Origin of the sequence: Mycobacterium sp., from assembly GCF_052144515.1 — a bacterium.
Lineage (GTDB): Bacteria > Actinomycetota > Actinomycetes > Mycobacteriales > Mycobacteriaceae > Mycobacterium.
In genome coordinates this window covers 1-24,206 of sequence record NZ_JBKQQD010000152.1, presented here as the reverse complement: position 1 = coordinate 24,206, position 24,206 = coordinate 1, and the positions used below count along the sequence as shown (strand labels likewise).

The following is a 24,206-nucleotide window of genomic DNA, read 5'->3' as shown; positions in this document are numbered from 1 at the left end:
GCTGAAGGGCTTTCCCGACAACGTCGCTCCTTCGCGTACCACGTGCACGTGACGAAGGCTGATTAGCCCACCTGACTACTCGCACGCATCAGCAGGGGGTATGTTGCAAGAATTTCCGTGCCGTCGGCGAGTTGAGTGTCGCGCCACCCGCCGAATGTTTTGAGCCGATGATGTTTCCGGCAAAGGCATTTGAGGTTTTCCAGCACAGTCAGTCCGCCGGCCGCCGGATCGTAGTGGTTGAACGGAATGGTGTGGTCAACGTCGCAGACAACGGCCGGGCGGCTATATCCGGGGAAGCGGCACGTGAGATCCCGGCAGCGCACGGCGCACTCCAATGCCGCCGACGGCTGATAGCGCAGCGCTTCCGTCCGACAAGAATGTCGGCTAAGGAGTGACCAGAATTTTGCAGTGCCGCTCGGGGTCGGCCAGGTCGTCGAACGCCTGGCCCACCCCGTCCAGGCCGACCTCTCCGGTGATCAATGGGCTGACGTCAATCTCGCCCTCGGCCAGCGAGCGCAGCGACCCGGTGAACTCCTCCGGGGTGTAGGCGAGCACGAACTGCACGTTGATCTCTTTGGCGATCGCGAAGAACGGATGCACGGTGTCGGACTGCATGCACACCCCGACGACGACCAACCGCGTTCCCGGTCGCGCCCGCAGCAGCACATCATCGATGATTCCGGGCACCCCGACCGCCTCGAACACGACAGCGGGCTTGACAAAATCGAACGGCGAGCCCTGAGCAGGGTCCAATACCTGATGCGCGCCCATCGCGGTGGCCAGGTCGCGCCGCCCCGGTGAAAAGTCCGCCGCGGCAATGGTTTCGACGCCGCGCGCGCGAAGCGCCGCGACGATCGCGATCCCGATTGGACCGCAACCCAGCACCAGGGCTTTCTCGCCGGGCTGGATGTTGGACTTGTTGACGGCATGCAAGCCCACCGCCATCGGTTCCGTCAAAGCGGCATGCTTGAAGTCCAGGCCGTTGGGGATGGGCTGCAGCAGCAACGCGGAGAGCAGCATCCGCTCGGAATAGCCTCCGATCGTGGTGTTGCTGTAGACGATCGGCTCGGCGCCCTTGGCGGACAACAACACCGGGAGCGACGTGACCAAGGTTCCCGGCGGATAAGTTTCGGTGTCGGGACCGGCTTCGAGTACTTCGGCGGTGAACTCGTGCCCCATGAAGACATCGCGTTCCAGGGCGACCTCCATGCCGCCCGCTCCGCGAGCGACCAGGTTGCTCATCTCCAGCACGGTGGCTCCGTGAGCGGCGAAATGCAAGTCGGAGCCGCAGATTCCACACGCTCGCACGCCCACTAGCACCTGACCTGATTCGGGTACCGGCTCGGGCACGTCGTCCCGATAGACCATCCGCCCGTCTCGTAGCACCGAAGCGCGCATCACTTGGCCTCCGTCCTGTGTTCCTCGACATGCTCGGTAATGGCCTTCACCACGGCTTCGCCGGCGCGGCCGATCAGTTGGTCGCGCTTGCTCCGGGCCCAGTCGTGCGATGACCGCGGCGCCTCCAGCTGTCCCTTGAAATGGGGAATCACCTTGCGGGCGAACAGGTCATAGCAGTGGTACGTCGCTTCCGGTGAGGCCCAGTCATGGCCAAGCATCAAAAGCGTTCCGAAACCTCCCGACCGGTCGAGCAGGTCTTCAATGTGGGCGATCGCGTCGTCGGGTGTCCCGATGCAGCAATTTCCTTTGTCCGCATACTCTTCGACGAACTCGTGCGGCGACTGGGCGCCGTCGACCGTGTTGGACAACGGCACGAACCCGGCCGCGCCGAAGTAGTTGGAGAAATCCTGTAGCCCGTAGGTGCAGTCGTCGATCGCCTGATCGCGGCTGTCGGCGATATGCATGATGGACAGCACTCGCCAATCGTCGCGGTCCGGCTCGTCCCGGCCGGCTTTGGTGGCCTGCTCGCGCACCACGTCCCAGGTGGTCTCCAGCGCCGCGTAGCCGCCGGGCACCGACATCGACAGTGACAGCAGCGACGTGCCCAGCGTTCCGGCCAGCCGCGGCCCGGATGGGGAAATCATTGCGGCCGTAGCGATTTCCGGATAGGGCCAGGTGTAGGGGCGGATGTGCAACTGTGCGTCGCGCAGGGTGAACCAGTCGGAGTGACGGTCGATTCGCTCGGTGGGTGCGGCGCGGAACAGCGCGAGGATCGCCTCGAGGGACTCCTGCATCATCCGCCGCTGTTCTATCGGGTCGATACCCATCATGTAGGCGTCCGACGGCAACGCGCCGGGGCCCGTGCCGAACATGACCCGGCCGCGCGTCAGGTGGTCCAGCAGCACCCAGCGGTCGGCCACCATGAGCGGATGGTGGTAGGGTAGCGAGACGACTCCGGTGCCCAGTTTGATGTGCTTGGTCCGCTCTGCGGCGGCCGCGATGAACACTTCCGGGCAGGCGATCAGCTCGTAGCCGCCGGAGTGATGCTCGCCGAACCACGCTTCGTCGAACCCTAGGCGGTCCAGCGCGACCACCCGCTCCATGTCGTATTCCAGTGCCACCGTTGGGGATTGCCCGATCGGGTGAAACGGAGTGACAAAGACGCCGAAACGCAGCGGGGCACCCATCACCATTCCACTCCTTTGAGGAACTCGAGAAGCGTCTCGTTCACCACGTCGGGTCGCTCCTGCTGCAGCCAGTGCCCGGCCCCGTCGATCATCACCTGCCGGTACGGTCCGGAGACAACCTGGGCGGCACGGTCGGTGCGGGTGAACGCCAACACCGGATCGGCTGTCCCGCCGATGAATAAACACGGCACCGTGATCATGGCACCCGCGAGCTCTGGGGTGGTCTCCCAGTTGTGATCCATGTTGCGATACCAGTTCAGGCCGCCGGTGAATCCGGTGCGGGAAAATTCGGCGATGTAGTGGTCGAGCTCGTCCTGGCTGATCCAGCCGGGCAGCCCGTCGGGCTCCGGCATCCGATCGATGAAGCCTTCGCGACCGGGGGCCACCATTCGTATCGCGGCGCCCTCCTCGCTTGGTGATCGCAAACCGCCGATCATCCGGCGCATGGTGCGGGCGGGGTCGCCGTTGAGTTCGGCGTCGGCGACACCCGGCTCCTGGAAATAGAGGATGTAGAAAAAGTTTTCACCGAAGATGCGACGAAACGCCTGCATCGGCGGTTGGCGTGGGCGGGGTAGCGGGGGGACGCTCAGCGCGGCTACCGCCGCGACCCGGTCGGGGTGCAGCAGTGGCATGTTCCACAACACCATGGCGCCCCAGTCGTGTCCGATCCAGACGGCGCGCTCGGCGCCGACGTCGTCGAGCAGGCCGACGAGGTCAGCGGTCAACTCGTGGATGTTGTAGGCCTCGATCGCATCGGGACGCGAAGAGCCGCCGTAGCCGCGCTGATCCGGAGCCAGCACGTGGTAGCCGGCGTCGGCGAGGACCGGAATCTGGTGCCGCCAGGAGTACGCCAGTTCAGGAAAGCCGTGGGCCAGGACCACCACCGGCGCGCCCGGCTCCCCCGCCTCGATCACCCGCAGCCGCACACCATTGGTGTCGACTAACCGTTCGGTTGACGCGCTCATCGTCTCACCAAATCACAACGGCAGACGGCTTGAGAAGAGCTTGTTTTCCGCGGTCGCAGCCGAGCATTATCGGCTGATGCGGTTGGATCACATAGTTCTGTGGACGAAGGATCCGCGGGCAGCGGTGGATTTCTACACAAGGGTGGTTGGACTTGCCCCGGTGCGGTTCAGCGAGTTCGAGGCTGGAGAAGCGCCGTTCCCGAGCGTGCGTGTGTGCGAGGACTCCATGGTCGACCTGATGCCACTCGAGATGGCCAAAGGCAGTGCCGGCCATCCGGTCAATCACGTTTGCCTCGCGCTGTCGCGGGCCGAGTATGACGCGCTGGATGCGCGTCTTAAGGCAGCAGGCGTGGACACCAGCGCGCGGAGGGACCATAACTTCGGGGCCCAGGGCTGGGCGCCGAAGGCGTTCTACTTCGCTGATCCGGACGGCAATGTCGTCGAGGCCCGCTACTACGAGTAGCTGCTCGACCCGGCCCACCCAACGTGACGCTGGCTTCACGCTCGGCCGCGAACGTGACGCTGGCGTCACACTCGGGAACTGCTGGACGTTGTCTCAGCAGGATGGTGGCGACCGCTGCGCCCCGGCTCCGCCGGAGCTGGCGATCTCCACGGGCGGTAGCCTGGACTTTTCCAGCGACGTGTTATCGGGGAAGGACCTGGCCTAAACGGCCGATGATTGATGAACCGGAAAAACGTGATCCGCACCATCACGGCGATTGCTGTGGTGGTGCTGCTGGGCTGGTCGTTCTTTTACTTCAGCGACGACACCCGCGGTTACAAGCCCGTCGACACCTCGGTGGCGATGGCCCAGATCAACGGCGACAACGTCAAGAGCGCGCAGATCGACGATCGCGAGCAGCAGCTACGGCTGACCCTGAAAAAGGGCAACAACGACACCGAGAATTCAGACAAGGTCATCACCAAATATCCGTCCGGGTATGCGGTCGACCTTTTCAACGCGCTCACCGCTAAGAACGCCAAAGTCAGCACCGTAGTCAACGAAGGCAGCATTCTGGGCGAATTGCTGGTCTACGTGCTGCCGCTACTGTTGCTGGTGGGCCTGTTCGTGATGTTCTCGCGCATGCAGGGCGGCGCCCGGATGGGCTTCGGCTTCGGCAAGTCCCGGGCCAAGATGCTGAACAAGGACATGCCCAAGACCACGTTCGAGGACGTCGCGGGCGTCGACGAAGCGGTCGAGGAACTCTACGAGATCAAGGACTTCCTGCAGAACCCGGGTCGCTACCAGGCGCTGGGCGCCAAGATTCCCAAGGGTGTGCTGCTCTACGGCCCGCCGGGAACCGGCAAGACGCTGCTGGCCCGCGCCGTGGCGGGCGAAGCCGGAGTTCCGTTCTTCACCATCTCCGGCTCCGACTTCGTCGAGATGTTCGTCGGTGTCGGCGCCTCGCGGGTGCGTGACCTGTTCGATCAGGCCAAACAGAACAACCCGTGCATCATCTTCGTCGACGAGATCGACGCGGTGGGCCGCCAGCGCGGTGCCGGACTGGGCGGCGGCCACGACGAGCGCGAACAGACGCTCAACCAGCTACTGGTCGAGATGGATGGCTTCGACCCACGCGCCGGTGTGATCCTTATCGCGGCCACCAACCGGCCCGACATCCTGGACCCCGCGTTGCTGCGGCCCGGCCGCTTCGACCGGCAGATCCCGGTGTCCAACCCCGACCTGGCGGGTCGCCGCGCGGTGCTGCGGGTGCATTCCAAGGGCAAGCCGATCGCCCCGGACGCCGACCTGGACGGGCTGGCCAAGCGCACCGTCGGCATGACCGGTGCCGATCTGGCCAACGTCGTCAACGAGGCCGCGCTGCTGACCGCCCGAGAGAACGGCACCGTGATCACCGGCGCCGCCCTGGAAGAGGCGGTGGACCGGGTGATCGGCGGCCCGCGCCGCAAGGGCCGGATCATCAGCGAGCAGGAAAAGAAGATCACCGCCTACCACGAGGGTGGCCACACCCTGGCGGCTTGGGCGATGCCCGACATCGACCCCGTCTACAAGGTGACGATCCTGGCCCGCGGCCGCACCGGCGGGCACGCCGTCGCGGTACCCGAGGAGGACAAAGGCCTACGCACCCGCTCGGAGATGATCGCTCAGCTGGTGTTCGCGATGGGGGGCCGGGCCGCCGAGGAGCTGGTGTTCCGCGAGCCGACCACCGGCGCGGTGTCCGACATCGAGCAGGCCACCAAGGTCGCCCGCGCCATGGTCACCGAGTACGGCATGAGCTCCAAGCTCGGCGCCGTCAAGTACGGCACCGAACACGGCGACCCGTTCCTGGGCCGGACCATGGGCATTCAGGCTGACTACTCCCACGAGGTCGCCCGCGACATCGACGACGAGGTCCGCAAGCTCATCGAGGCCGCACACACCGAAGCTTGGGAGATCCTCACCGAATACCGCGACGTGCTCGACACCCTGGCCGGCGAGTTGCTGGAAAAAGAAACGCTGCACCGACCCGAGCTGGAGGCGATCTTCGGCGACGTCGAAAAGCGGCCCCGGCTCACCATGTTCGACGATTTCGGCGGCCGGATCCCATCGGACAAGCCGCCGATCAAGACGCCCGGTGAGCTGGCGATCGAGCGCGGCGAGCCCTGGCCCCGGCCGGTGCCCGAGCCGGCGTTCAAGGCGGCTATCGCACAGGCTAGCCAGGCCGCCGAGGCCGCGCGCGCCCAAGCCGACCGAAATGCCCCCGGCGCCAACGGTTCTCACGGTGGTCAAGGGGCCGCCGATCGACAGCCGCACGGCCCGACCCAGCCTGACTATGGTGCGCCGGCCGGCTGGCACGCGCCGGGTTGGCCGCCGAGGGACCAGCAGGGTTACTGGTATCCGCCCGCACCGCCCCAGCAGCCCTATTGGCCGCAGCCGGCGCCGAGTTATCCGGGCCAGTCGGCCCAGCCGGCGCACCCGTCTTACCCGCCCTATCCGCCGTATCCGCCGCCGCCCCAACCCACCCCGGACACCGGTAGGTCTCCCGAGCAGCCGGACGAGGACGTGAGCCGGTCCAACCCACCGGCCCAGGGCTGACGAACGGAGAATCACATGGCCTTACCGGACTTGGAGCCGGATAGCCGCACCGCGACTCCGCGCGTCCACACGTTCAACCAGGAACGTGCCGAGGCCGCGATCCGCGAGTTGCTCCACGCGATCGGCGAGGACCCCGACAGAGACGGCTTGCGGGACACTCCGGCCCGCGTCGCTCGCGCCTACCGCGAGATGTTCGCCGGGCTCTACACCGACCCCGCGTCGGTGCTCAACACCATGTTCGACGAAGACCACGACGAGATGGTGATCGTGAAGGAGATCCCGCTCTACTCCACCTGTGAACATCACCTGGTGTCTTTCCACGGGGTGGCCCACGTCGGCTACATCCCCGGCAAGGACGGCAGGGTGACCGGGCTGTCGAAGATCGCCCGGCTGGTGGACCTCTATGCCAAGCGGCCTCAGGTGCAGGAGCGGCTCACCGGCCAGATCGCCGATGCCCTGGTGAACAAACTCGATCCGCGCGGCGTCATCGTGGTGGTCGAGGCCGAGCACCTGTGCATGGCGATGCGCGGTGTGCGCAAGCCCGGCGCCGTGACGACGACGTCGGCGGTGCGCGGCCAGTTCAAGACCAGTGCTGCTTCTCGAGCCGAGGCGCTCGACCTCATCCTGCGTAGGTGAGCCGCAAACCTGTGCAGGTAATGGGGGTCCTGAACGTCACGGACGACTCGTTCTCGGATGGCGGGCGCTACCTCGATGCCGACGCCGCCGTGGCGCATGGTCTGGCAATGGCAGCCGAAGGCGCGGGGATAGTCGACGTCGGCGGGGAGTCGACACGGCCCGGTGCCACCCGGATCGACGCCCGGGTCGAGACGGATCGTGTGGTGCCCGTCATCAAAGCGCTTGCAGCCCAAGGGATTACCGTGAGCATAGACACCATGCACGCGGACGTCGCACGCGCCGCCCTGCAGAACGGCGCGCAGATCGTCAACGACGTCTCCGGCGGACGGGCCGATCCCGCGATGGCTCCGCTGCTGGCCGAAGCCGGAGCGCCGTGGGTGTTGATGCACTGGCGGCCGGTGGCGGCCGACCGCCCGCATCAGGCCCGGTCCTACCGCGACGTGGTTGCCGAAGTGCGCGCCGAGTTGCTCGCCGGCGTCGACGACGCGGTCGCCTCGGGTGTCGAGCCGGGGAACCTGGTGATCGACCCCGGTCTCGGATTCGCCAAGACGGCCCAACATAATTGGGCGCTGCTGCGCGCGCTGCCGGAGCTGGTTGCCACCGGTATCCCGGTGCTGCTGGGCGCCTCGCGCAAGCGGTTCCTCGGCGCATTGCTCGCGGGTCCCGACGGCGAGGTGCGACCGCCGGAAGGGCGGGAGACGGCGACCGCGGTGATTTCCGCGCTGGCCGCCCTGCACGGGGCCTGGGGTGTGCGGGTGCACGACGTGCGGGCCTCGGTTGATGCCCTCAAGGTCGTCGGAGCCTGGACGGGGTGCGGGGATACTAGTGGCTGACCGAATCGAATTGCGCGGCTTGACACTTCGTGGCCGGCACGGTGTCTTTGAGCATGAACGCGTCAACGGGCAGGACTTCGTCGTCGATATTACCGTTTGGATCGACCTGGCCGACGCCGCCGCGAGCGACGAGCTGGCCGACACCTATGACTACGACGCCCTGGCCCGGCTGGCGACCGCCGTCGTGGCCGGACCTCCGCGCAACCTGATCGAAGCGGTCGGCGGCGAGATTGCCGAGCGCGTGATGGAGGACCAGCGCGTGCACGCCGTCGAGGTGGTGGTGCACAAGCCGCAGGCCCCGATTCAGCAGAAATTCGCCGATGTGGCGGTGGTGGTCCGGCGGTCGCGGCGCGGTGGTCGCGGTTCCGTGGTGCCCGCCGGCCCCCCCGATGGCAGAGCGCTATGACCCGCGTCGTGCTTTCGATCGGCTCCAACCTGGGCGACCGCCTGGCCCGGCTTCAGTCGGTCGTCGACGGGCTCGGCGAAGCAGTAGTGGCGGTGTCGCCGGTCTATGAGACCGACCCTTGGGGCGAGGTCGAGCAGGGACCGTTCCTCAACGCGGTGCTGATCGCCGACGACCCGGCCCGCGACGGACACGCCTGGCTGCGCACGGCCCAGGAGTTCGAGCGGGCGGCGGGTCGGGTTCGCGGTCAGCGCTGGGGCCCGCGCACCCTCGACGTGGACCTGATCGCGTGTTACGGGGAGACCGAGGTGGTCGCCGTGGAAAGCGACCTGACGCTGCCGCACCCGCTGGCCCATCTGCGGGCGTTCGTGATGATCCCCTGGCTGGCCGTCGACCCCGATGCCGAACTGACGATCAGCGGAGGGCCGCAACCGGTGGCCCGGCTGCTGGCCGAGCTGGACCCGGCTGACAGGGAAGGCGTGCGGTTGACCCGGCTGGCGCTCACTCCGAAATCAGACTGATGGGACCCACCCGCAAACGTGAGCTAACGGCGGCGGTGGTCGGCGCCGGGGTGCTGGGGTATCTGCTGGTGCTGCTGCTGTACCGGTGGTTCCCGCCGATCACGGTGTGGACCGGTGTGTCGCTGCTCGCGGTCGCTGTCGGCGAGGCGCTGTGGGCGCGCTACGTGCGGACCAAGATCAGCAGCGGCGAGATCGGTGACGGGCCCGGCTGGCTGCACCCGCTTGCGGTGGCACGCAGCGTGATGATCGCCAAGGCGTCGGCGTGGGTCGGTGCGCTGGTGCTGGGTTGGTGGCTCGGGGTGTTGGTGTATCTACTGCCGCGGCGGTCATGGATGCGCGCCGCCGCCGAGGACACCTCCGGCGCGGTGGTGGCGGGGATCAGCGCGCTGACTTTGGTGGTCGCCGCCCTGTGGCTGCAGCATTGCTGCAAGTCTCCACAGGATCCCACCGAGCACGGCGAGGCAGGGGAAGGCGAGCGATCGGCAGACCCGGTTTAGGTCGCAAATCGGCCCAGGTGAGAATCGCCGGAGTCGCGCGACACGCTGTGTGACCTCGCCCGGGTACAGTCAGGCCATGACCGTTCTGCCCCGCGGCGCCCGGGTCCGGCGCGGCGGCCGCAGGCCTGGTTGGGTGCTCTTGACGGCGTTGCTAGTCCTCGCGATGGGGGCCAGCTCCGCACTGGTTTTCACCAATCGCGTGGAACTGCTCAAGCTCGCTGTGATCCTGGCGCTGTGGGCCGCAGTCGCCGGCGCCTTTGTTTCGGTGCTCTACCGGAGGCAAAGCGACGCGGATCAATCTCGGGTGCGTGACCTGAAGCTGGTCTATGACCTGCAGTTGGATCGGGAAATCTCGGCCCGCCGCGAGTACGAGCTGACGGTGGAGTCTCAGCTGCGTCGCGAGCTGGCCTCCGAGCTGCGCGCCCAGGCCGCCGACGAGGTGGCGGCGCTGCGGGCGGAGTTGGCCGCATTGCGAACCAACCTGGAGATCTTGTTCGACACGGACCTCGATCACCGCCGAGCGCTGGAGAATCCGCAGGCAGTGAAGCCAGAGGGGGCCCCGGCACGCGCTTACAGCGACTGGGCCCGCAACGGCGAGAGCGCACCCGTCGATTGGGTGTCCAGCGATCGGGTCACGACGGTTCCCCCGGAAAATGCGCTCGAGCGCACCGACGAATCGCCGATCATCGACGTGTCCGAGGTGGGGGTCCCGCCCGCGGCCGCTGGGCCACCCCGACACCCTGCGCCGCCACGCGAGCAGGTCCGGCCGCCCTATCAAGCCCCGCCGCCACCGCCGCCACCACGTGAGCCGCCACCGCAACCGCAGATGCAACCGCAGATGCAGCCCGAATCGGCGCAGTGGCAGCCGGCCGCGGCCGACGGAGAGTGGTTGCCCCCCGGCGCGCCAGGCAGCAATTGGTCCGGCGTCGATCAGGCGAGTACACCGGACCCACTGACAGGCCGCCGTCGGGCCCGGCATTCCAGCCCGGACGAACCCGGGGGTGGCCCGCCCGGCGACTACGGCGAGTCCGGTCGCCGGTCGCAGTCGCGCCATTCGACGGAGTACCGCGACGACGGCGTTTCGGCCACGCCGGTCACCGAGACGAGCGAGGCGCCACCACCGCCGCGGTTGGCGCCGGCGCCACCGCCCGAGCCGACACCCCGGCATCGCAGCGCCGATTCGGAGGCGGAAGAGCCCGAGCAGTCGGAGGGGCGTCGTTCGCAATCCGGTGGTCAGTCGGTCGCTGACCTGCTGGCGCGATTGCAGGTCGAACCGACCGGAGGCGGCCGGCGGCGCAGACATGAGGGGCGTGACGGATGACACTGGGTCCTGCCTGGCAAATCGACTAGAGTCTTACTGACCGTCCGGTACCCGCAGCGCGGGACCGGAACGAAACCAAGACACTGTGAGGCCGTCTGCGATGGTGCAGTTCGACGGTTTGCGCCCGGCCAGGCTCAAGGTGGGGATCATCTCCGCCGGCCGGGTAGGAACCGCGTTGGGCGTCGCGCTGGAGCGCGCCGACCACGTCGTGGTCGCGTGCAGCGCCATTTCCCACGCGTCCCGGCAGCGGGCGGCGCGCCGGCTGCCCGATACCCCGGTGCTGGCGCCGCCGGACGTCGCGGCCGGCGCTGAGCTGTTGTTGCTGGCGGTTCCGGACAGCGAACTTGCCGGCCTGGTGTCCGGCTTGGCCGCCACGTCGGCGGTGCGACCCGGAACGATCGTGGTGCACACGTCCGGCGCCAACGGCGTCAACATTCTGGCGCCGCTGGCCAAGGACGGCTGCATACCGCTGGCGATTCACCCCGCGATGACCTTCACCGGCTCCGACGAGGACATCAGCCGACTGCCCGACACCTGCTTCGGGATCACCGCGGCCGACGACGTCGGACAAGCGATCGCGCAGTCGCTGGTGCTCGAGATGGGCGGGGAGCCGTTCTGTGTGCGCGAGGACGCGCGGATCCTCTATCACGCCGCGCTGGCCCACGCGGGGAACCACATCGTGGCCGTGGTCGCCGATGCGCTCGACGCGTTGCGGGCCGCGCTGCGCGGCAGCGAACTGCTCGGACAACAACTCGTCGACGATCAGCCGGGTGGCATCGCCGAACGGATCATCGGGCCGCTGGCCCGCGCGGCGCTACAGAACACGCTGCAACGGGGGCAGGCCGCGCTGACGGGCCCGGTGGCACGGGGCGACGCCGCCGCGATCGCCGCACATCTGGCCGCACTCAACCGGGTCGACCCGCAGTTGGCCGAGGCCTATCGGGTCAACGCCTTACGAACCGCGCGGCGCGCACATGCTCCCGCCGACGTCGTCGAGGTGCTGGCGCAGTGACCGCGACGACCCCGAAGTCCCCGACGAAAGCGCCCGCCTTCACTCCCGGCGTACTCAACGTGTACTCGACTCCGCGCGATGTCACCGACGTCAGCCGCGCGCTGCGGCATACCGGACGACGGGTGATGTTGGTGCCGACCATGGGCGCGCTGCACGATGGGCACTTGGCGCTGGTGCGTGCCGCCAAACGAGTGCCCGGCTCGGTGGTCGTGGTGTCGATCTTCGTCAACCCGCTGCAATTCGGTGCCGGCGAAGATCTCGACGCCTATCCCCGGACCCTCGATGACGACCTGGCGCTGCTGTGCGACGAAGGAGTCGAGATCGTGTTCGCGCCGACCGCCGCGGCGATGTATCCCGACGGGCTGCGCACCACCGTGCAACCGGGTCCGCTGGCCGCCGAACTCGAGGGCGCCGCCCGGCCAACCCATTTCGCCGGCGTGCTGACGGTGGTGCTCAAGCTGCTGCAGATCGTTCGTCCCGACCGGATCTTCTTCGGCGAGAAGGACTATCAGCAGCTGGCGCTGATCCGGCAGATGGCGGCCGACCTCAACGTTGGTGTCGACGTGATCGGGGTGCCTACCGTGCGGGAATCGAATGGGCTGGCGATGTCATCGCGCAACCGCTACCTGGATTCGGTGCAGCGCGAATTGGCCGCGACGCTCTCGGCGGCGCTGCTGGCCGGGATGCACGCCGCGCCGGCCGGTGCGCAGGCCGCGCTGACCGCCGCGCGCGCCGTGCTCGACGCCGTGCCCGCGATCAGCGTCGACTATTTGGAGCTGCGCGACCCCGGACTGGGTCCCGCACCTGCCGACGGACCCGGCCGGCTGCTGGTCGCCGCCAGGCTCGGAAAGACCAGACTGCTGGACAACATCGCAGTTGAAATCGGAACTCTCGCCGGCACCGACGGGCCGGACGCAAATCGAGTCGCTGAATATCGCTGAATATCGTTGAATCACCTTGGAGGAACTGATGTTACGGACGATGCTGAAATCGAAGATCCACCGCGCCACGGTCACGCAGGCCGACCTGCACTACGTCGGTTCGGTGACCATCGACGCCGACTTGATGGACGCCGCGGACCTGCTCGAGGGCGAACAGGTCACCATCGTCGACATCGACAACGGCGCCCGGCTGGTGACCTACGCGATCACCGGCGAGCGCGGCAGCGGAGTGATTGGAATCAACGGCGCCGCAGCGCATCTCGTTCATCCCGGCGATCTGGTGATCCTGATCGCGTACGGAACCATGGAGGATGCCGAGGCCCGCGCCTACAAGCCGCGGATCGTGTTCGTCGACGCGGACAACATGCAGATCGATCTGGGCAGCGATCCGGCCTTCGTCCCCGATGACGCGGCGGAGCTGATGAACCCGCGGATGGGTGCGCGGTAGCCGTGCTGTTGGCGATCGACGTCCGTAACACGCACACCGTCGTCGGGTTGCTGTCGGGCTCCAAGGAGCACGCAAAGGTCGTCCAGCAATGGCGGATACGCACCGAGCCCGAAGTCACCGCCGACGAACTGGCGCTGACCATCGACGGCCTGATCGGCGACGATTCCGAGCGGCTCACCGGCGCCGCCGCCTTGTCGACGGTCCCGTCGGTGCTGCACGAGTTGCGGGTCATGCTCGACCAATACTGGCCGTCGGTGCCGCACGTGCTGATCGAGCCGGGCGTCCGCACCGGCATCCCGCTGCTGGTCGACAATCCAAAGGAAGTGGGCGCCGACCGGATCGTGAATTGCCTGGCCGCATATCACCGGTTCAAATCGGCCGCCATCGTGGTCGATTTCGGATCGTCGATTTGTGTGGACATGGTGTCGGCCAAGGGCGAATTCCTCGGTGGCGCCATCGCGCCCGGGGTGCAGGTGTCATCGGATGCCGCGGCGGCCCGCAACGTGCTGCGCCGGGTCGAGCTGGCGCGGCCGCGTTCGGTGCTCGGCAAGAACACCGTCGAATGCATGCAGGCGGGTGCGGTGTTCGGCTTCGCCGGGTTGGTCGACGGCCTGGTCGGGCGCATTCGCCAGGACGTCGACGGCTTCTCTGACGACCTGGGCGATCGGGTCGCGGTGGTGGCCACCGGACATACCGCACCGCTGCTGCTGCCCGAGCTGCATACCGTCGACCACTACGACCAGCACCTGACCCTGCACGGCCTGCGGCTCGTCTTCGAACGCAACCAGGACGCCCAGCGGGGCCGGCTGAAGACGGCGCGCTGAGCCCGCGGCTGGCCGTCAGGCCTCGCACCGAGATTTAAACCAGGCACACTCGCGTCGGCGTTTCGTGTGCGTAGGTGCAGTGTCGCGGAGGGGCAGCTGGTCGCCTCGCTCCGAGATTTAAACCAGGCACACTCGCGTCGGCGTTTCGTGTGCGTAGGTGCAGTGTCGCGAGCAATACGCACTCGACGCCGCCCGTGAGCGCCGGTACGAGTTCATTTAAGCTGGCACGTCGTGAGCTCTGAGCCCCCGGAAGCCGATCTGGACCTTCCTGAGCAGTTCCAGATCCGCCGGGACAAGCGCGCTCGCCTGTTGGCCGAGGGTCGCGACCCTTACCCGGTCGCCATCCAACGGACCCACACCCTGGCCGAGGTCCGCGCCGCCCACCCCGACCTGGCGGTCGACTCGGCGACCGACGACATCGTCGGCGTCGCGGGCCGGGTGATCTTCGCGCGCAATTCCGGAAAGCTGTGTTTCGCGACACTCCAGGACGGCGATGGCACCAACCTGCAGGTGATGATCAGCCTCGACAAGGTCGGCCAGGAAGCGCTGGATTCGTGGAAGGCCGACGTCGACCTCGGCGACATCGTCTACGTGCACGGCAACGTGATCAGCTCGCGACGCGGCGAACTGTCCGTGCTCGCCGACTCCTGGCAGATGGCGGCCAAGTCGTTGCGCCCGCTGCCCGTCGCGCATAAGGAGATGAGCGAAGAATCGCGGGTGCGGCAGCGGTACGTGGATCTGATCGTCCGCCCGCAGGCGCGAACCGTGGCCCGCCAGCGAATCGCCGTTGTCCGCGCGATACGCAATGCGCTGGAACGGCGCGGGTTCTCCGAAGTCGAAACGCCTATGTTGCAGACGCTGGCCGGTGGCGCAGCGGCCCGGCCGTTCATCACACATTCCAATGCGCTGGACATCGATCTCTACCTGCGGATCGCACCGGAACTGTTCCTCAAGCGCTGCATCGTCGGTGGTTTCGACAAGGTCTTCGAACTAAATCGGGTGTTCCGAAACGAAGGCACCGATTCGACGCATTCCCCGGAATTTTCCATGCTGGAGACCTACCAGACCTACGGCACCTATGATGATTCGGCAGTCGTCACCCGGGAGCTTATTCAAGAGGTGGCCGATGACGCGATCGGGACGCGACAACTGCCGTTGCCCGACGGCAGTGTCTATGACATAGACGGAGAATGGGCATCTATAGAAATGTATCCGTCGCTCTCGGCGGCGCTCGGTGAAGAGATCACGCCCGAGACGATCGGTGCACACCTGCGTTCAATTGCGGATCGACTGGGTATCGAGATTCCGGACAACCGCGGCTACGGGCACGGGAAACTCGTCGAGGAACTGTGGGAGCATGCGGTGGGCAACACGTTGACCGCGCCCACATTCGTCAAGAATTTCCCAGTCGAGACAACGCCTTTGACCCGCCAGCACCGCAGCATCCCGGGAGTGACCGAGAAGTGGGATCTCTACGTGCGCGGCATCGAACTGGCCACCGGATACTCCGAATTGAACGATCCGGTGGTGCAGCGTGAGCGATTCGCCGGACAAGCTCGCGCCGCAGCCGCCGGCGACGACGAGGCGATGGCACTTGACGAAGATTTTCTGACCGCCCTCGAGTACGCGATGCCGCCATGCACCGGAACCGGAATGGGTATCGATCGGTTGTTGATGTCTTTGACCGGGCTGTCAATTCGGGAGACAGTTTTGTTCCCGATTGTTCGACCGCACTCCGACTGAGCTTGTGCATGATCAGTCCGGATTGAGTATTCTGCGGACATATGGCAGATTGGTGAGCGGGGAGTCAATCCAAGCTGCAAGCGAGGAAGAACGCGAGGGTAAGCAAATGGCGAAAAAAGTGACCGTCACCTTGGTCGATGATTTCGACGGTGCGGGCGCCGCCGACGAAACGGTCGAATTCGGGCTTGACGGGGTGACCTATGAGATCGACCTTTCTTCAAAGAATGCCGCGAAACTTCGCGGCGATCTGAAGCAATGGGTGGCAGCCGGCCGTCGTGTCGGTGGTCGGCGGCGTGGGCGTTCCGGCGCCGGCCGCGGCCGTGGCGCGATCGACCGCGAGCAAAGTGCCGCGATCCGGGAATGGGCCCGTCGCAACGGGCACAATGTGTCGACTCGTGGCCGCATCCCGGCCGACGTGATCGACGCGTTCCACGCGGCGACGTAACAGCATCACTTACCGGCGTCCGGGCCACTGCGTCAGGGCGCCGGTGCTTTGTTTCGTTTTCGCTGGTGGCGAACGGGTCGTCGGCGATTAGGGAAACGATCCTGCGGTTTTCCTCGTTGTCAGAGTCGGGTCAAGCGCAAGGTTAGGAACCGTGGCGGGCCGACCATTACAGTGGACACCAGCCGGTAGTGAGGGTGTACCGATGGTGAGGGAGAGCAGGTAAGCACCGATGTTCGAGAGATTTACCGACCGTGCCCGCAGGGTGGTCGTCCTGGCGCAGGAAGAAGCCAGGATGCTCAACCACAACTACATCGGCACCGAGCACATCCTGTTGGGTCTTATTCACGAAGGCGAAGGCGTCGCGGCCAAGTCGCTGGAGTCGCTGGGGATCTCGCTTGAGGGCGTCCGCAGCCAGGTCGAGGAGATCATCGGCCAGGGGCAGCAGGCGCCGTCGGGACACATCCCGTTCACCCCGCGAGCCAAGAAAGTTCTGGAGCTGAGCCTGCGCGAGGCGCTGCAGCTCGGCCACAACTACATCGGCACCGAGCACATTTTGCTCGGCCTGATCCGCGAGGGTGAGGGCGTGGCCGCTCAGGTGCTGGTCAAGCTCGGCGCCGAGCTCACCCGGGTGCGCCAGCAGGTGATCCAGCTGCTGAGCGGCTACCAGGGCAAGGAGGCCGCCGAAGCCGGCACCGGTGGTCGGGGAGGAGAGTCCGGCTCCCCTTCTACGTCATTGGTTCTCGACCAGTTCGGCCGCAACCTGACGGCCGCCGCCATGGAGGGCAAGCTGGACCCGGTCATCGGCCGCGAGAAGGAAATCGAGCGGGTGATGCAGGTGCTGAGCCGGCGCACCAAGAACAACCCGGTGCTGATCGGTGAGCCCGGCGTCGGCAAGACCGCTGTCGTCGAGGGCCTGGCGCAGGCCATCGTGCACGGCGAGGTTCCCGAGACACTGAAGGACAAGCAGCTCTACACGCTGGACCTGGGCTCGCTGGTCGCGGGCTCCCGCTACCGCGGTGACTTCGAGGAACGCCTGAAGAAGGTGCTCAAGGAGATCAACACCCGCGGCGACATCATCCTGTTCATCGACGAGCTGCACACGCTGGTCGGGGCGGGCGCCGCCGAGGGCGCGATCGACGCGGCAAGCATCCTGAAGCCCAAGCTGGCCCGTGGCGAGCTGCAGACGATCGGCGCCACCACGCTCGACGAGTACCGCAAGTACATCGAGAAGGACGCCGCGCTGGAGCGCCGCTTCCAGCCGGTGCAGGTGGGCGAGCCGACGGTGGAGCACACCATCGAGATCCTCAAGGGCCTGCGGGACCGCTACGAGGCGCACCACCGGGTGTCGATCACCGATAGCGCGATCGTGGCCGCGGCCACCCTGGCCGACCGCTACATCAACGACCGGTTCCTGCCGGACAAGGCGATCGACCTGATCGACGAGGCGGGTGCTCGGATGCGGATCCGCCGGATGACCGCGCCGCCAGACCTGCGTGAGTTCGACGAGAAGATCGCCGAGGCCCGCCGGGAGAAGGAATCGGCCATCGACGCCCAGGACTTCGAAAAGGCCGCCAGCCTGCGCGACCGGGAGAAGACCCTGGTTGCCCAACGGGCAGAACGCGAAAAGCAGTGGCGTTCAGGCGATCTCGACGTGGTCGCCGAGGTCGACGACAACGAGATCGCCGAGGTGCTGGGCAACTGGACCGGCATCCCGGTGTTCAAGCTCACCGAGGCCGAGACCACCCGGCTGCTGCGGATGGAAGACGAGATCCACAAGCGGATCATCGGTCAGGAGGACGCCGTCAAGGCCGTCTCCAAGGCGATCCGCCGTACCCGCGCCGGGCTGAAAGACCCGAAGCGCCCGTCGGGCTCGTTCATCTTCGCCGGCCCGTCCGGTGTCGGTAAGACCGAGCTGTCCAAGGCGCTGGCCAACTTCTTGTTCGGCGACGACGACGCGCTCATCCAGATCGACATGGGCGAGTTCCACGACAGGTTCACCGCGTCGCGGCTGTTCGGTGCCCCGCCTGGATATGTCGGCTACGAGGAGGGCGGCCAGCTCACCGAGAAGGTGCGGCGCAAGCCGTTTTCGGTGGTGCTGTTCGACGAGATCGAGAAGGCGCATCAGGAGATCTACAACAGCCTGTTGCAAGTGCTCGAGGATGGCCGGCTCACCGACGGGCAGGGTCGCACGGTGGACTTCAAGAACACCGTGCTGATCTTCACGTCCAACCTCGGCACCTCCGACATCTCGAAGCCGGTCGGCCTGGGCTTCACCCAGAGCGGTGGTGACAACGATTACGAGCGGATGAAGCAGAAGGTCAACGACGAGCTCAAGAAGCACTTCCGCCCGGAGTTCCTCAACCGCATCGACGAAGTCATCGTCTTCCACCAGCTGACCCGCGACGAGATCATCCAGATGGTCGACCTGATGATCGGCCGGGTCGCCGGCCAGCTCAAGAGCAAGGACATGGCGATGGAGCTGACCGACAAGGCCAAGTCGCTGCTGGCCAAGCGTGGCTTCGACCCGGTGCTGGGTGCCCGTCCGCTGCGGCGCACCATTCAGCGCGAGATCGAGGACCAGCTTTCGGAGAAGATCCTCTTCGAGGAGGTCGGAGCGGGACAGGTCGTCACCGTCGACGTGGACAACTGGGACGGCGAGGGCCCCGGCGAGGACGCGAAGTTCACGTTCACCGGAACCCGCAAGCCGCCGGCCGAGCCGGATCTGGCCAAGGCCGGAGCGCACAGCGCGGAAGGGCAGACCGCGAACTAGCGGCGACTGACGCGAGATTCCCAGAAGGAGTTAACCGTGGCCATGACGAGCAGTTCGGCGACAACCGGAACCCGATCGGTTGACCTGTCCGCCGCCAGCGCTGCGCTCTGGTTGGCCGCAACCGCGTTCCTGGCGCTGTTGGCGCTGTACTTCGTCGGCGTCGATCAGGGCGCGGTGTCGCTGTTCGGCAGTGACTCACACGTGCACGAATTCGTGCACGACGCACGGCATCTGCTCGGGTTCCCCTGCCACTAACGGACCGACGTGGAGAAGCGTCTGATCGCGCGGGGTCTCCTGGCGGGTCTGGTGGGTGCCGTACTGGTGTTCGTGTTCGCTCGCCCGTGCGCGGAGCCGATAATCGGGCGCGCCATCGCGTACGAGGACGGCCGCACCAAGGCCGCGCAGGCGCAGGGTGTGCACGAGCACGGAGTCGAGCTGTTCACCCGCGGCGTGCAGGCAAACGCTGGATTGGGTTTCGGTGTACTGCTTTTCGGGCTGGCGATGGGTGCGCTGTTCGCGGTGCTGTTCTGTCTGGTATTCGCGCGAGCCAACAACCCTGCGCCACAGCGGCTTTCGGTGCAGCTCGCGGCGGATGCCTTCGTATCGGTGTATCTGGTGCCGTTTGTGAAGTACCCGCCGAATCCGCCGGCCGTCGGCCAGTCGGACACGATCGGGATGCGCACCGGTTGGTATCTGTTCATGGTGCTGATCTCGGTGGTGCTGGCCGTCGCGGTGGTGTGGCTGGCCCGTCGGCTCGCGGCGCGATTCGAAACGTGGAACGGGGCGCTGCTGGCGGGCGGGGCCTACCTCGTCGTGCTCGCCGTGGTGATGGTGGCGCTACCGAATGTTGACGAGACACCCCAACCACTGCGTGACACCGCGGGCGTGATCATCTATCCCGGCTTTCCCGCCGACGTTCTCTACGAGTTCAGGTTGGTTTCGCTGGGCGCCCAGCTGGTGCTGTGGGTGGCCATTGGTCTGCTCTTCGGGAGGCTGGCGGGCCGGCTACTGGGTCAGCGGGCCGATATCGGACGGGCATCGGGCATCGCGGCGTGACCGGGGTTGTCCGGCTGACCTTGGTGTCGCACGCGATGACCGAAGCCATGGCGGCCGGACGGTTTCCTGCCGACGAGCCGCTCAACGACAGCGGCTGTCGGCAAGCGGCGGTGGGCTTCGAAATCAAAAGCGATACAAGCCAACTCACCGCACCAGAGCGGCGGGCTCGGCAAACCGCGCAGCTGTTGGGTCTGCGGCCGGTCACGGAGCCGCGGTTGGCCGATCTGGATTGCGGACGGTGGCGTGGGAGCGCGCTGCAGAGTGTCCCGCCCGCCGACCTGGACGTGTGGCTGACCGATACGGTTCAGGCGCCGCACGGAGGTGAGTCGATCGTCGACCTGGTTGAGCGCGTGGCCGCGTGGCTGGCGTCGCTGACCGATGACACATCGCAGACGGTTGCCGTCACGCACCCCGCCGTCGTCCGCGCGGCGATCCTGGTGGCCCTTGACGCTTCACCAAACGCGTTCTGGCGCATAGACATCAAGCCGCTGAGTCGTACCGTCCTGCACCGGCGCGGGGCGGCCTGGACGCTTCGAATGTAGCGATTCATCTGTGCTCGATCGGTGTCGTTGGACGCGTCAAACCAGCAGAATGAGCGTTCTGCAGTCCTCGATTTATCTCGCGGAGAACCGAGCCGGCGGGTGGAGCCGTCTGCGAGCAGCTGCAGGTGAGGGTCCCGAACACGTTCTCGTCGAACTCGAATGCATCCGGTTCAGCGCTGGCCGGAGCTGCTGCTCCAACACAGGAGCCGACAGCGGTCGCAGAGCTGACTAGCATTTTCGCGAACATCGTCAGTGCTGACAAAGGGGCCTCCTTCAGAATTCGTTCGTGTTCGAACGACTATCTAGGCGCGACAGTACTTTTGGGGTAAATCGCGGATCAAGCGAACCAGGGACATACATGCAGAACCCATAGCTGTCACGCGGTCCGCGAATCGCTTTATGTTTGAGAACCCTATGAATTCGCGTTCGCAGCGATCTATCGCGGCGCGATCACCGCGAAAACCTGCTTCGCCACCTGCAGCATCCAACTGGTCACGGTTGGCCCGTGATCGCGGGGCCAGTTCAGCTGAAAGCTGACCACCCACGGTTGCTGCGTCTTGTCGACGGCGTACCAGCTGAACGTGAGGTCGCCCGGCAGGCCGCCGGCTTTGGCTGCGATGTAGGGCCATTCTTCGCGATCCAGTTGGATACCCGCGACGGCCGACAGGATCTGCTTCACGGGCGCGGCTGGGCCGACCGCGTCGGCTTGCAGCGCCGAGTGCACGCGGCAGATGTCCTCGGCGCTGCCGTACCACTCCGCGCCGTACATCGAGGCTGGTGTGTGGGCGCGGATTGGATCAGGTAGGTAAGGAGTGGAATTCGCCTGCTGCAGCAGCTGGGCACGGACTTGCGGAGACGACGCCTGCTTCCACTGGCTGCGCAGATCCGGCTGACCCCAACCCACCGAGAACAGCTCGTACATGGTGGGGAAGGGCGTCATGCTGGCCGGATCGTGATGGCCCGCCGTGACGAGCGCTTCCTCGATGGCGTGTGTGCCCAACCTCCCGATCAGCAAGTCGGTGGCCATGTTATCGCTGGTGGCGATCATCTTCTCGGCGGCTGCGCGAACCGAAACGTGTGCCCCGGGCGGCAGTTGCAAACCCGAAGAACCGACGGCTTTGCTCTTGTCGGTGACGGTCAGCTGATCGTCCCAGGAAACCGTTCCGTCGCGGACCGCACCCGTCAGGGCGTGCAGCACGTACAACTTGAAAATCGATGCCAGCGGCAGAGATTCGCCGGTGTTGGTGCCCATAACCGGCTGGCAGCGACCCTGGTCGACCTTGGCGACCTGGTAGGAGTAGCGGGCACCGGTCTTGCTCAACACGGCGTCGACGTCGTGCCACGAGGTGATCGACGGTGGCTGGGTGTCGACGTCGAACCGATCAACCCGGCCATCGTCGTCGGTGTGAATCCGGATGTTCTGTCGCGCGCCGTAGGAGGAGATGAGGTGCAGCGTGGCCACGCTGGCAGAGATGTCTACACCATCGAGAGTGAACGGGCGATCCCACCAGAGCCCTTCCATGGTGGTCACCACCGAGTCGACCTCGTCGGGTGCGGCCAGGGTGCCAACCCCGACCGGCCCGATGGGCCAGTCCGAGTTGAGCATGTCCATGGTCTGCTGCGCCCGCAGGCCGGGCGGAGTCCCCTTGTCGATCCGCGAGCCGGCGTCAGCAGCGTTCGCGTGCGGTGCAGGGGAGGAGCCGCAACCCGGCGTGAGGGCCATGACCAGTGCGGCGCCGACGGTCAACACCAACACGCGGCGCAATGTCCGGCGGCGGCTACCCCGTCTTGCCGGAACCGGCAACGTCCATCACAACTTCGAATTCCAGCAGCGACGCCCCGGTTGCCACGGGTTGGGCCCGGTGCCCGGCATGGGCTTCGATGGCGGGCCCAGTCGCCCACGCCTGGAAGGCTTCTTCGGACTCCCACTGCGTCACCACGAAGTAGCGGTCTTCACCCTTGACCGGGCGCAGCAGCTGAAAGCCGAGGAAGCCCGGGGAGTTCTCGACCGCATGCGCGCGGTGGGCGAAACGCTTCTCCAACTCGGGGCCAGCGTCGGCGGGTACCTCGATTGCGTTGATCTTCACCACTGGCATTCCGCTAGGCTACCGTGCCACCCAATATGACTGGTATGCCCTCCGACCTGTTGACGCGCCGCGGCGGTCACGGCGAGCCGTTGATCCTGGTGCATGGGCTGATGGGCCGGGGTAGCACCTGGTCGCGTCAGCTACCGTGGCTGACCAGGTTGGGCACGGTGTACACCTACGACGCGCCATGGCACCGAGGCCGTGACGTCATCGACCCGTACCCGATCAGCACCGAGCGCTTCGTAGCGGACCTGGGCGACGCGGTGGCCTCGTTGGGCGCGCCGGTCAGGCTGGTGGCCCATTCGATGGGTGCGCTGCACTCGTGGTGTCTGGCCGCGGAGCGTCCCGACTTGGTTTCGGCGCTGGTGGTTGAGGACATGGCCCCGGACTTTCGCGGCCGCTCCACCGGTCCCTGGGAACCTTGGCTGCACTCGATTCCGGTTGAATTCCGTTCCGCCAAAGACGTATTCGACAAATTCGGAGATGTCTCCGGGCAGTACTTCCTGGATGCCTTCGACCGAACTCCCACCGGCTGGCGGTTGCATGGTCACACGTCGAAATGGATTGAGATCGCCGCCGAATGGGGCACCCGTGACTACTGGGACCAATGGATGGCTGTGCGGGCGCCATCCCTGCTCATCGAGGCCGGCATCTCGGTCGCCCCGCCGGGCCAGATACTGAAGATGACCAAAACCAGTTGTCCGACAACGTATTTACACGTTTCGGAAGCCGGTCATCTCATCCACGACGAAGCGCCGCAGGTATACCGGCAGGCCGTGGAGTCCTTCTTGGCGCCCCCCTGACTCAGGTGGGCTTCAGCTGGGCCCGCGGTCAGGGCATCGGGGCTGAGCGAGCGTTGCTGATTCCCCGATCGAGCTCTGCCGTCGGAACCGGGCCGCCGGTTCGAGCCGTCTGTGGACAGTTACAGGTGAGGCCGGCGAACGGGTTTGGCTGGGTGCCGGACGGGTTCGGGTCGGCATTGGCCGGTGCCGCTGCCGCAACACAGGAGCCGAGAACGACGGCGGCGCCGACAAGTAAATTCGTAAACAGGGGCCTCGGATTCGCGAGCATCATTGCAACTATCCTCTCGGCAGTAGATTTGATGCACTATGTTTACCGCCGGTTGTCAGCAGTAGGCTGGGCGCTGCTTATCGATCCGCTGTGAGCGGGAAGGCATGGCCCGTAACGGAATCGGCGCCAATGAATCCGTTATCCCGCGAATAATGCTGTGCCACAGCATATCCCACTAGCTGGACTAGCCGGGCTGGCCGTTCTCGCCCGGCTCGCCGGGTGTTCCGGTGCTCCCAGGATTGCCGTCGGGGTCGCCGGTTCCGCCGGCCCCGCCGTCGCCGCCCCCGCCGGCGGCCCCGCCCGTGCCGTAGGGGCCGGGGGCGGGGCTGCTACCGCCGTTCCCGCCGTTGCCGCCATTACCGCCGTCGGCGCCATCGCCGCCGTTACCGCCGGGCCCCTGCGTGGAGTCGCCGCCCGCCCCGCCAGCCGCCCCGGCGCCGCCGTGCCCGCCGGCCCCGCCGGCGGCGCC

General features: G+C 66.4%; 24 protein-coding genes and 2 pseudogenes. 19 read left to right on the top strand and 7 right to left on the bottom strand.

Annotated features, from left to right (window positions below):
* Nucleotides 1-110: 110 nt before the first annotated feature.
* From ACLP9N_RS09700 to ACLP9N_RS09685, 4 genes and pseudogenes are all read right to left on the bottom strand, one after another.
* A pseudogene (locus ACLP9N_RS09700) lies at nt 111-362 on the bottom strand (HNH endonuclease signature motif containing protein); the annotation flags it as partial.
* Nucleotides 363-384: 22 nt separating this feature from the next.
* Entirely contained in the window at nt 385-1,398 is a 1,014-nt protein-coding gene (locus ACLP9N_RS09695; RefSeq protein WP_442407202.1) for a zinc-binding dehydrogenase, read from the bottom strand.
* On the bottom strand, nt 1,398-2,585 hold the full coding sequence (locus tag ACLP9N_RS09690) for an LLM class flavin-dependent oxidoreductase (RefSeq protein WP_442407201.1): 1,188 nt from the start codon (nt 2,583-2,585) through the stop codon (nt 1,398-1,400). Before ACLP9N_RS09690 ends, ACLP9N_RS09695 begins: the two co-directional genes overlap by 1 nt.
* Nucleotides 2,585-3,550, bottom strand: coding sequence for an alpha/beta fold hydrolase (locus tag ACLP9N_RS09685; protein ID WP_442407200.1), 966 nt, complete (start codon nt 3,548-3,550; stop codon nt 2,585-2,587). The genes ACLP9N_RS09690 and ACLP9N_RS09685 overlap by 1 nt, the downstream gene beginning before the upstream one ends.
* Before the next feature lie 76 nt (nt 3,551-3,626).
* On the opposite strand from ACLP9N_RS09685, the gene ACLP9N_RS09680 reads away from it, so the two are divergent.
* The 18 genes and pseudogenes from ACLP9N_RS09680 to ACLP9N_RS09595 all read left to right on the top strand — a co-directional run bounded on the left by ACLP9N_RS09680 (nt 3,627) and on the right by ACLP9N_RS09595 (nt 20,579).
* Nucleotides 3,627-4,013 (top strand): VOC family protein, encoded by a 387-nt coding sequence (locus ACLP9N_RS09680; protein ID WP_442407204.1) that lies wholly within the window; start codon nt 3,627-3,629, stop codon nt 4,011-4,013.
* Nucleotides 4,014-4,232: 219 nt separating this feature from the next.
* Nucleotides 4,233-6,587, top strand: a complete 2,355-nt coding sequence (ftsH, locus tag ACLP9N_RS09675) for an ATP-dependent zinc metalloprotease FtsH (RefSeq protein WP_442407199.1) — start codon at nt 4,233-4,235, stop codon at nt 6,585-6,587.
* A gap of 15 nt (nt 6,588-6,602) precedes the next feature.
* Nucleotides 6,603-7,223, top strand: a complete 621-nt coding sequence (gene folE / locus ACLP9N_RS09670) for a GTP cyclohydrolase I FolE (RefSeq protein ID WP_442407198.1) — start codon at nt 6,603-6,605, stop codon at nt 7,221-7,223.
* Nucleotides 7,220-8,056, top strand: a complete 837-nt coding sequence (gene folP / locus ACLP9N_RS09665) for a dihydropteroate synthase (RefSeq protein WP_442407197.1) — start codon at nt 7,220-7,222, stop codon at nt 8,054-8,056. The genes folE and folP overlap by 4 nt, the downstream gene beginning before the upstream one ends.
* Nucleotides 8,049-8,462 (top strand): dihydroneopterin aldolase, encoded by a 414-nt coding sequence (gene folB, locus ACLP9N_RS09660; protein ID WP_442407196.1) that lies wholly within the window; start codon nt 8,049-8,051, stop codon nt 8,460-8,462. The genes folP and folB overlap by 8 nt, the downstream gene beginning before the upstream one ends.
* Complete coding sequence (gene folK / locus ACLP9N_RS09655; RefSeq protein ID WP_442407195.1) at nt 8,459-8,980, top strand: 2-amino-4-hydroxy-6-hydroxymethyldihydropteridine diphosphokinase; 522 nt, start codon at nt 8,459-8,461, stop codon at nt 8,978-8,980. Before folB ends, folK begins: the two co-directional genes overlap by 4 nt.
* Nucleotides 8,980-9,477 carry a DUF3180 domain-containing protein gene (locus tag ACLP9N_RS09650; RefSeq protein WP_442407194.1) on the top strand — a complete coding sequence of 166 codons (498 nt, stop codon included), beginning with the start codon at nt 8,980-8,982 and terminating at the stop codon, nt 9,475-9,477. The genes folK and ACLP9N_RS09650 overlap by 1 nt, the downstream gene beginning before the upstream one ends.
* A 76-nt stretch (nt 9,478-9,553) precedes the next feature.
* Nucleotides 9,554-10,798 (top strand): DUF6779 domain-containing protein, encoded by a 1,245-nt coding sequence (locus ACLP9N_RS09645; protein ID WP_442407193.1) that lies wholly within the window; start codon nt 9,554-9,556, stop codon nt 10,796-10,798.
* A 100-nt stretch (nt 10,799-10,898) separates the two neighbouring features.
* The gene (locus ACLP9N_RS09640; RefSeq protein ID WP_442407192.1) at nt 10,899-11,810 is read left to right on the top strand and encodes a Rossmann-like and DUF2520 domain-containing protein; all 912 of its coding nucleotides are present in this window, start codon (nt 10,899-10,901) and stop codon (nt 11,808-11,810) included.
* Nucleotides 11,807-12,780, top strand: a pseudogene (gene panC, locus ACLP9N_RS09635) (pantoate--beta-alanine ligase). The gene ACLP9N_RS09640 and the pseudogene panC overlap by 4 nt, the downstream one beginning before the upstream one ends.
* Entirely contained in the window at nt 12,780-13,199 is a 420-nt protein-coding gene (gene panD / locus ACLP9N_RS09630) for an aspartate 1-decarboxylase (RefSeq protein WP_442407191.1), read from the top strand. The pseudogene panC and the gene panD overlap by 1 nt, the downstream one beginning before the upstream one ends.
* 2 nt (nt 13,200-13,201) lie before the next feature.
* The gene (locus ACLP9N_RS09625) at nt 13,202-14,023 is read left to right on the top strand and encodes a type III pantothenate kinase (protein WP_442407190.1); all 822 of its coding nucleotides are present in this window, start codon (nt 13,202-13,204) and stop codon (nt 14,021-14,023) included.
* 231 nt (nt 14,024-14,254) lie between these two features.
* Complete coding sequence (gene lysS / locus ACLP9N_RS09620) at nt 14,255-15,766, top strand: lysine--tRNA ligase (protein WP_442407189.1); 1,512 nt, start codon at nt 14,255-14,257, stop codon at nt 15,764-15,766.
* 106 nt (nt 15,767-15,872) lie between these two features.
* Nucleotides 15,873-16,211, top strand: a complete 339-nt coding sequence (lsr2, locus tag ACLP9N_RS09615; RefSeq protein WP_442400274.1) for a histone-like nucleoid-structuring protein Lsr2 — start codon at nt 15,873-15,875, stop codon at nt 16,209-16,211.
* A 229-nt stretch (nt 16,212-16,440) separates the two neighbouring features.
* Nucleotides 16,441-18,981, top strand: a complete 2,541-nt coding sequence (gene clpC1, locus ACLP9N_RS09610) for an ATP-dependent protease ATP-binding subunit ClpC (RefSeq protein WP_442407188.1) — start codon at nt 16,441-16,443, stop codon at nt 18,979-18,981.
* Nucleotides 18,982-19,023: 42 nt separating this feature from the next.
* Nucleotides 19,024-19,236: a CbtB domain-containing protein gene (locus ACLP9N_RS09605; protein WP_442407203.1), complete on the top strand. Its 213-nt coding sequence runs from the start codon at nt 19,024-19,026 to the stop codon at nt 19,234-19,236.
* A 9-nt stretch (nt 19,237-19,245) separates the two neighbouring features.
* Nucleotides 19,246-20,037, top strand: a complete 792-nt coding sequence (locus ACLP9N_RS09600) for a CbtA family protein (RefSeq protein ID WP_442407187.1) — start codon at nt 19,246-19,248, stop codon at nt 20,035-20,037.
* Complete coding sequence (locus ACLP9N_RS09595) at nt 20,034-20,579, top strand: histidine phosphatase family protein (protein ID WP_442407186.1); 546 nt, start codon at nt 20,034-20,036, stop codon at nt 20,577-20,579. The genes ACLP9N_RS09600 and ACLP9N_RS09595 overlap by 4 nt, the downstream gene beginning before the upstream one ends.
* Nucleotides 20,580-21,015: 436 nt before the next feature.
* Here the strand turns inward: ACLP9N_RS09595 and ACLP9N_RS09590 are convergent, their stop codons facing one another.
* Together ACLP9N_RS09590 and mhuD are read right to left on the bottom strand one after the other, a co-directional pair.
* On the bottom strand, nt 21,016-22,383 hold the full coding sequence (locus ACLP9N_RS09590; RefSeq protein WP_442407185.1) for a serine hydrolase: 1,368 nt from the start codon (nt 22,381-22,383) through the stop codon (nt 21,016-21,018).
* Nucleotides 22,358-22,675, bottom strand: coding sequence for a mycobilin-forming heme oxygenase MhuD (mhuD, locus tag ACLP9N_RS09585; RefSeq protein ID WP_442407184.1), 318 nt, complete (start codon nt 22,673-22,675; stop codon nt 22,358-22,360). The genes ACLP9N_RS09590 and mhuD overlap by 26 nt, the downstream gene beginning before the upstream one ends.
* Before the next feature lie 26 nt (nt 22,676-22,701).
* Here mhuD and ACLP9N_RS09580 point away from each other — a divergent pair, with 26 nt between their 5' ends.
* Nucleotides 22,702-23,469 carry an alpha/beta fold hydrolase gene (locus tag ACLP9N_RS09580; protein WP_442407183.1) on the top strand — a complete coding sequence of 256 codons (768 nt, stop codon included), beginning with the start codon at nt 22,702-22,704 and terminating at the stop codon, nt 23,467-23,469.
* A 452-nt stretch (nt 23,470-23,921) separates the two neighbouring features.
* Here ACLP9N_RS09580 and ACLP9N_RS09575 read toward each other — a convergent pair.
* Nucleotides 23,922-24,206, bottom strand: a 285-nt coding sequence (locus ACLP9N_RS09575) for a hypothetical protein (protein ID WP_442407182.1), incomplete at its 5' end; no start/stop codon positions are given.

Bases quoted from the DNA above. Each gene is read 5' to 3' on its own strand.
- ACLP9N_RS09695 (WP_442407202.1), bottom strand. From the start codon at position 1,398: ATGCGCGCTTCGGTGCTACGAGACGGGCGGATGGTCTATCGGGACGAC.
- ACLP9N_RS09690 (WP_442407201.1), bottom strand. From the start codon at position 2,585: ATGGGTGCCCCGCTGCGTTTCGGCGTCTTTGTCACTCCGTTTCACCCG.
- ACLP9N_RS09685 (WP_442407200.1), bottom strand. From the start codon at position 3,550: ATGAGCGCGTCAACCGAACGGTTAGTCGACACCAATGGTGTGCGGCTG.
- ACLP9N_RS09680 (WP_442407204.1), top strand. From the start codon at position 3,627: ATGCGGTTGGATCACATAGTTCTGTGGACGAAGGATCCGCGGGCAGCG.
- ftsH (WP_442407199.1), top strand. From the start codon at position 4,233: ATGAACCGGAAAAACGTGATCCGCACCATCACGGCGATTGCTGTGGTG.
- folE (WP_442407198.1), top strand. From the start codon at position 6,603: ATGGCCTTACCGGACTTGGAGCCGGATAGCCGCACCGCGACTCCGCGC.
- folK (WP_442407195.1), top strand. From the start codon at position 8,459: ATGACCCGCGTCGTGCTTTCGATCGGCTCCAACCTGGGCGACCGCCTG.
- ACLP9N_RS09650 (WP_442407194.1), top strand. From the start codon at position 8,980: ATGGGACCCACCCGCAAACGTGAGCTAACGGCGGCGGTGGTCGGCGCC.
- ACLP9N_RS09645 (WP_442407193.1), top strand. From the start codon at position 9,554: ATGACCGTTCTGCCCCGCGGCGCCCGGGTCCGGCGCGGCGGCCGCAGG.
- ACLP9N_RS09640 (WP_442407192.1), top strand. From the start codon at position 10,899: ATGGTGCAGTTCGACGGTTTGCGCCCGGCCAGGCTCAAGGTGGGGATC.
- panD (WP_442407191.1), top strand. From the start codon at position 12,780: ATGTTACGGACGATGCTGAAATCGAAGATCCACCGCGCCACGGTCACG.
- lsr2 (WP_442400274.1), top strand. From the start codon at position 15,873: ATGGCGAAAAAAGTGACCGTCACCTTGGTCGATGATTTCGACGGTGCG.
- clpC1 (WP_442407188.1), top strand. From the start codon at position 16,441: ATGTTCGAGAGATTTACCGACCGTGCCCGCAGGGTGGTCGTCCTGGCG.
- ACLP9N_RS09605 (WP_442407203.1), top strand. From the start codon at position 19,024: ATGACGAGCAGTTCGGCGACAACCGGAACCCGATCGGTTGACCTGTCC.
- mhuD (WP_442407184.1), bottom strand. From the start codon at position 22,675: ATGCCAGTGGTGAAGATCAACGCAATCGAGGTACCCGCCGACGCTGGC.
- ACLP9N_RS09580 (WP_442407183.1), top strand. From the start codon at position 22,702: ATGACTGGTATGCCCTCCGACCTGTTGACGCGCCGCGGCGGTCACGGC.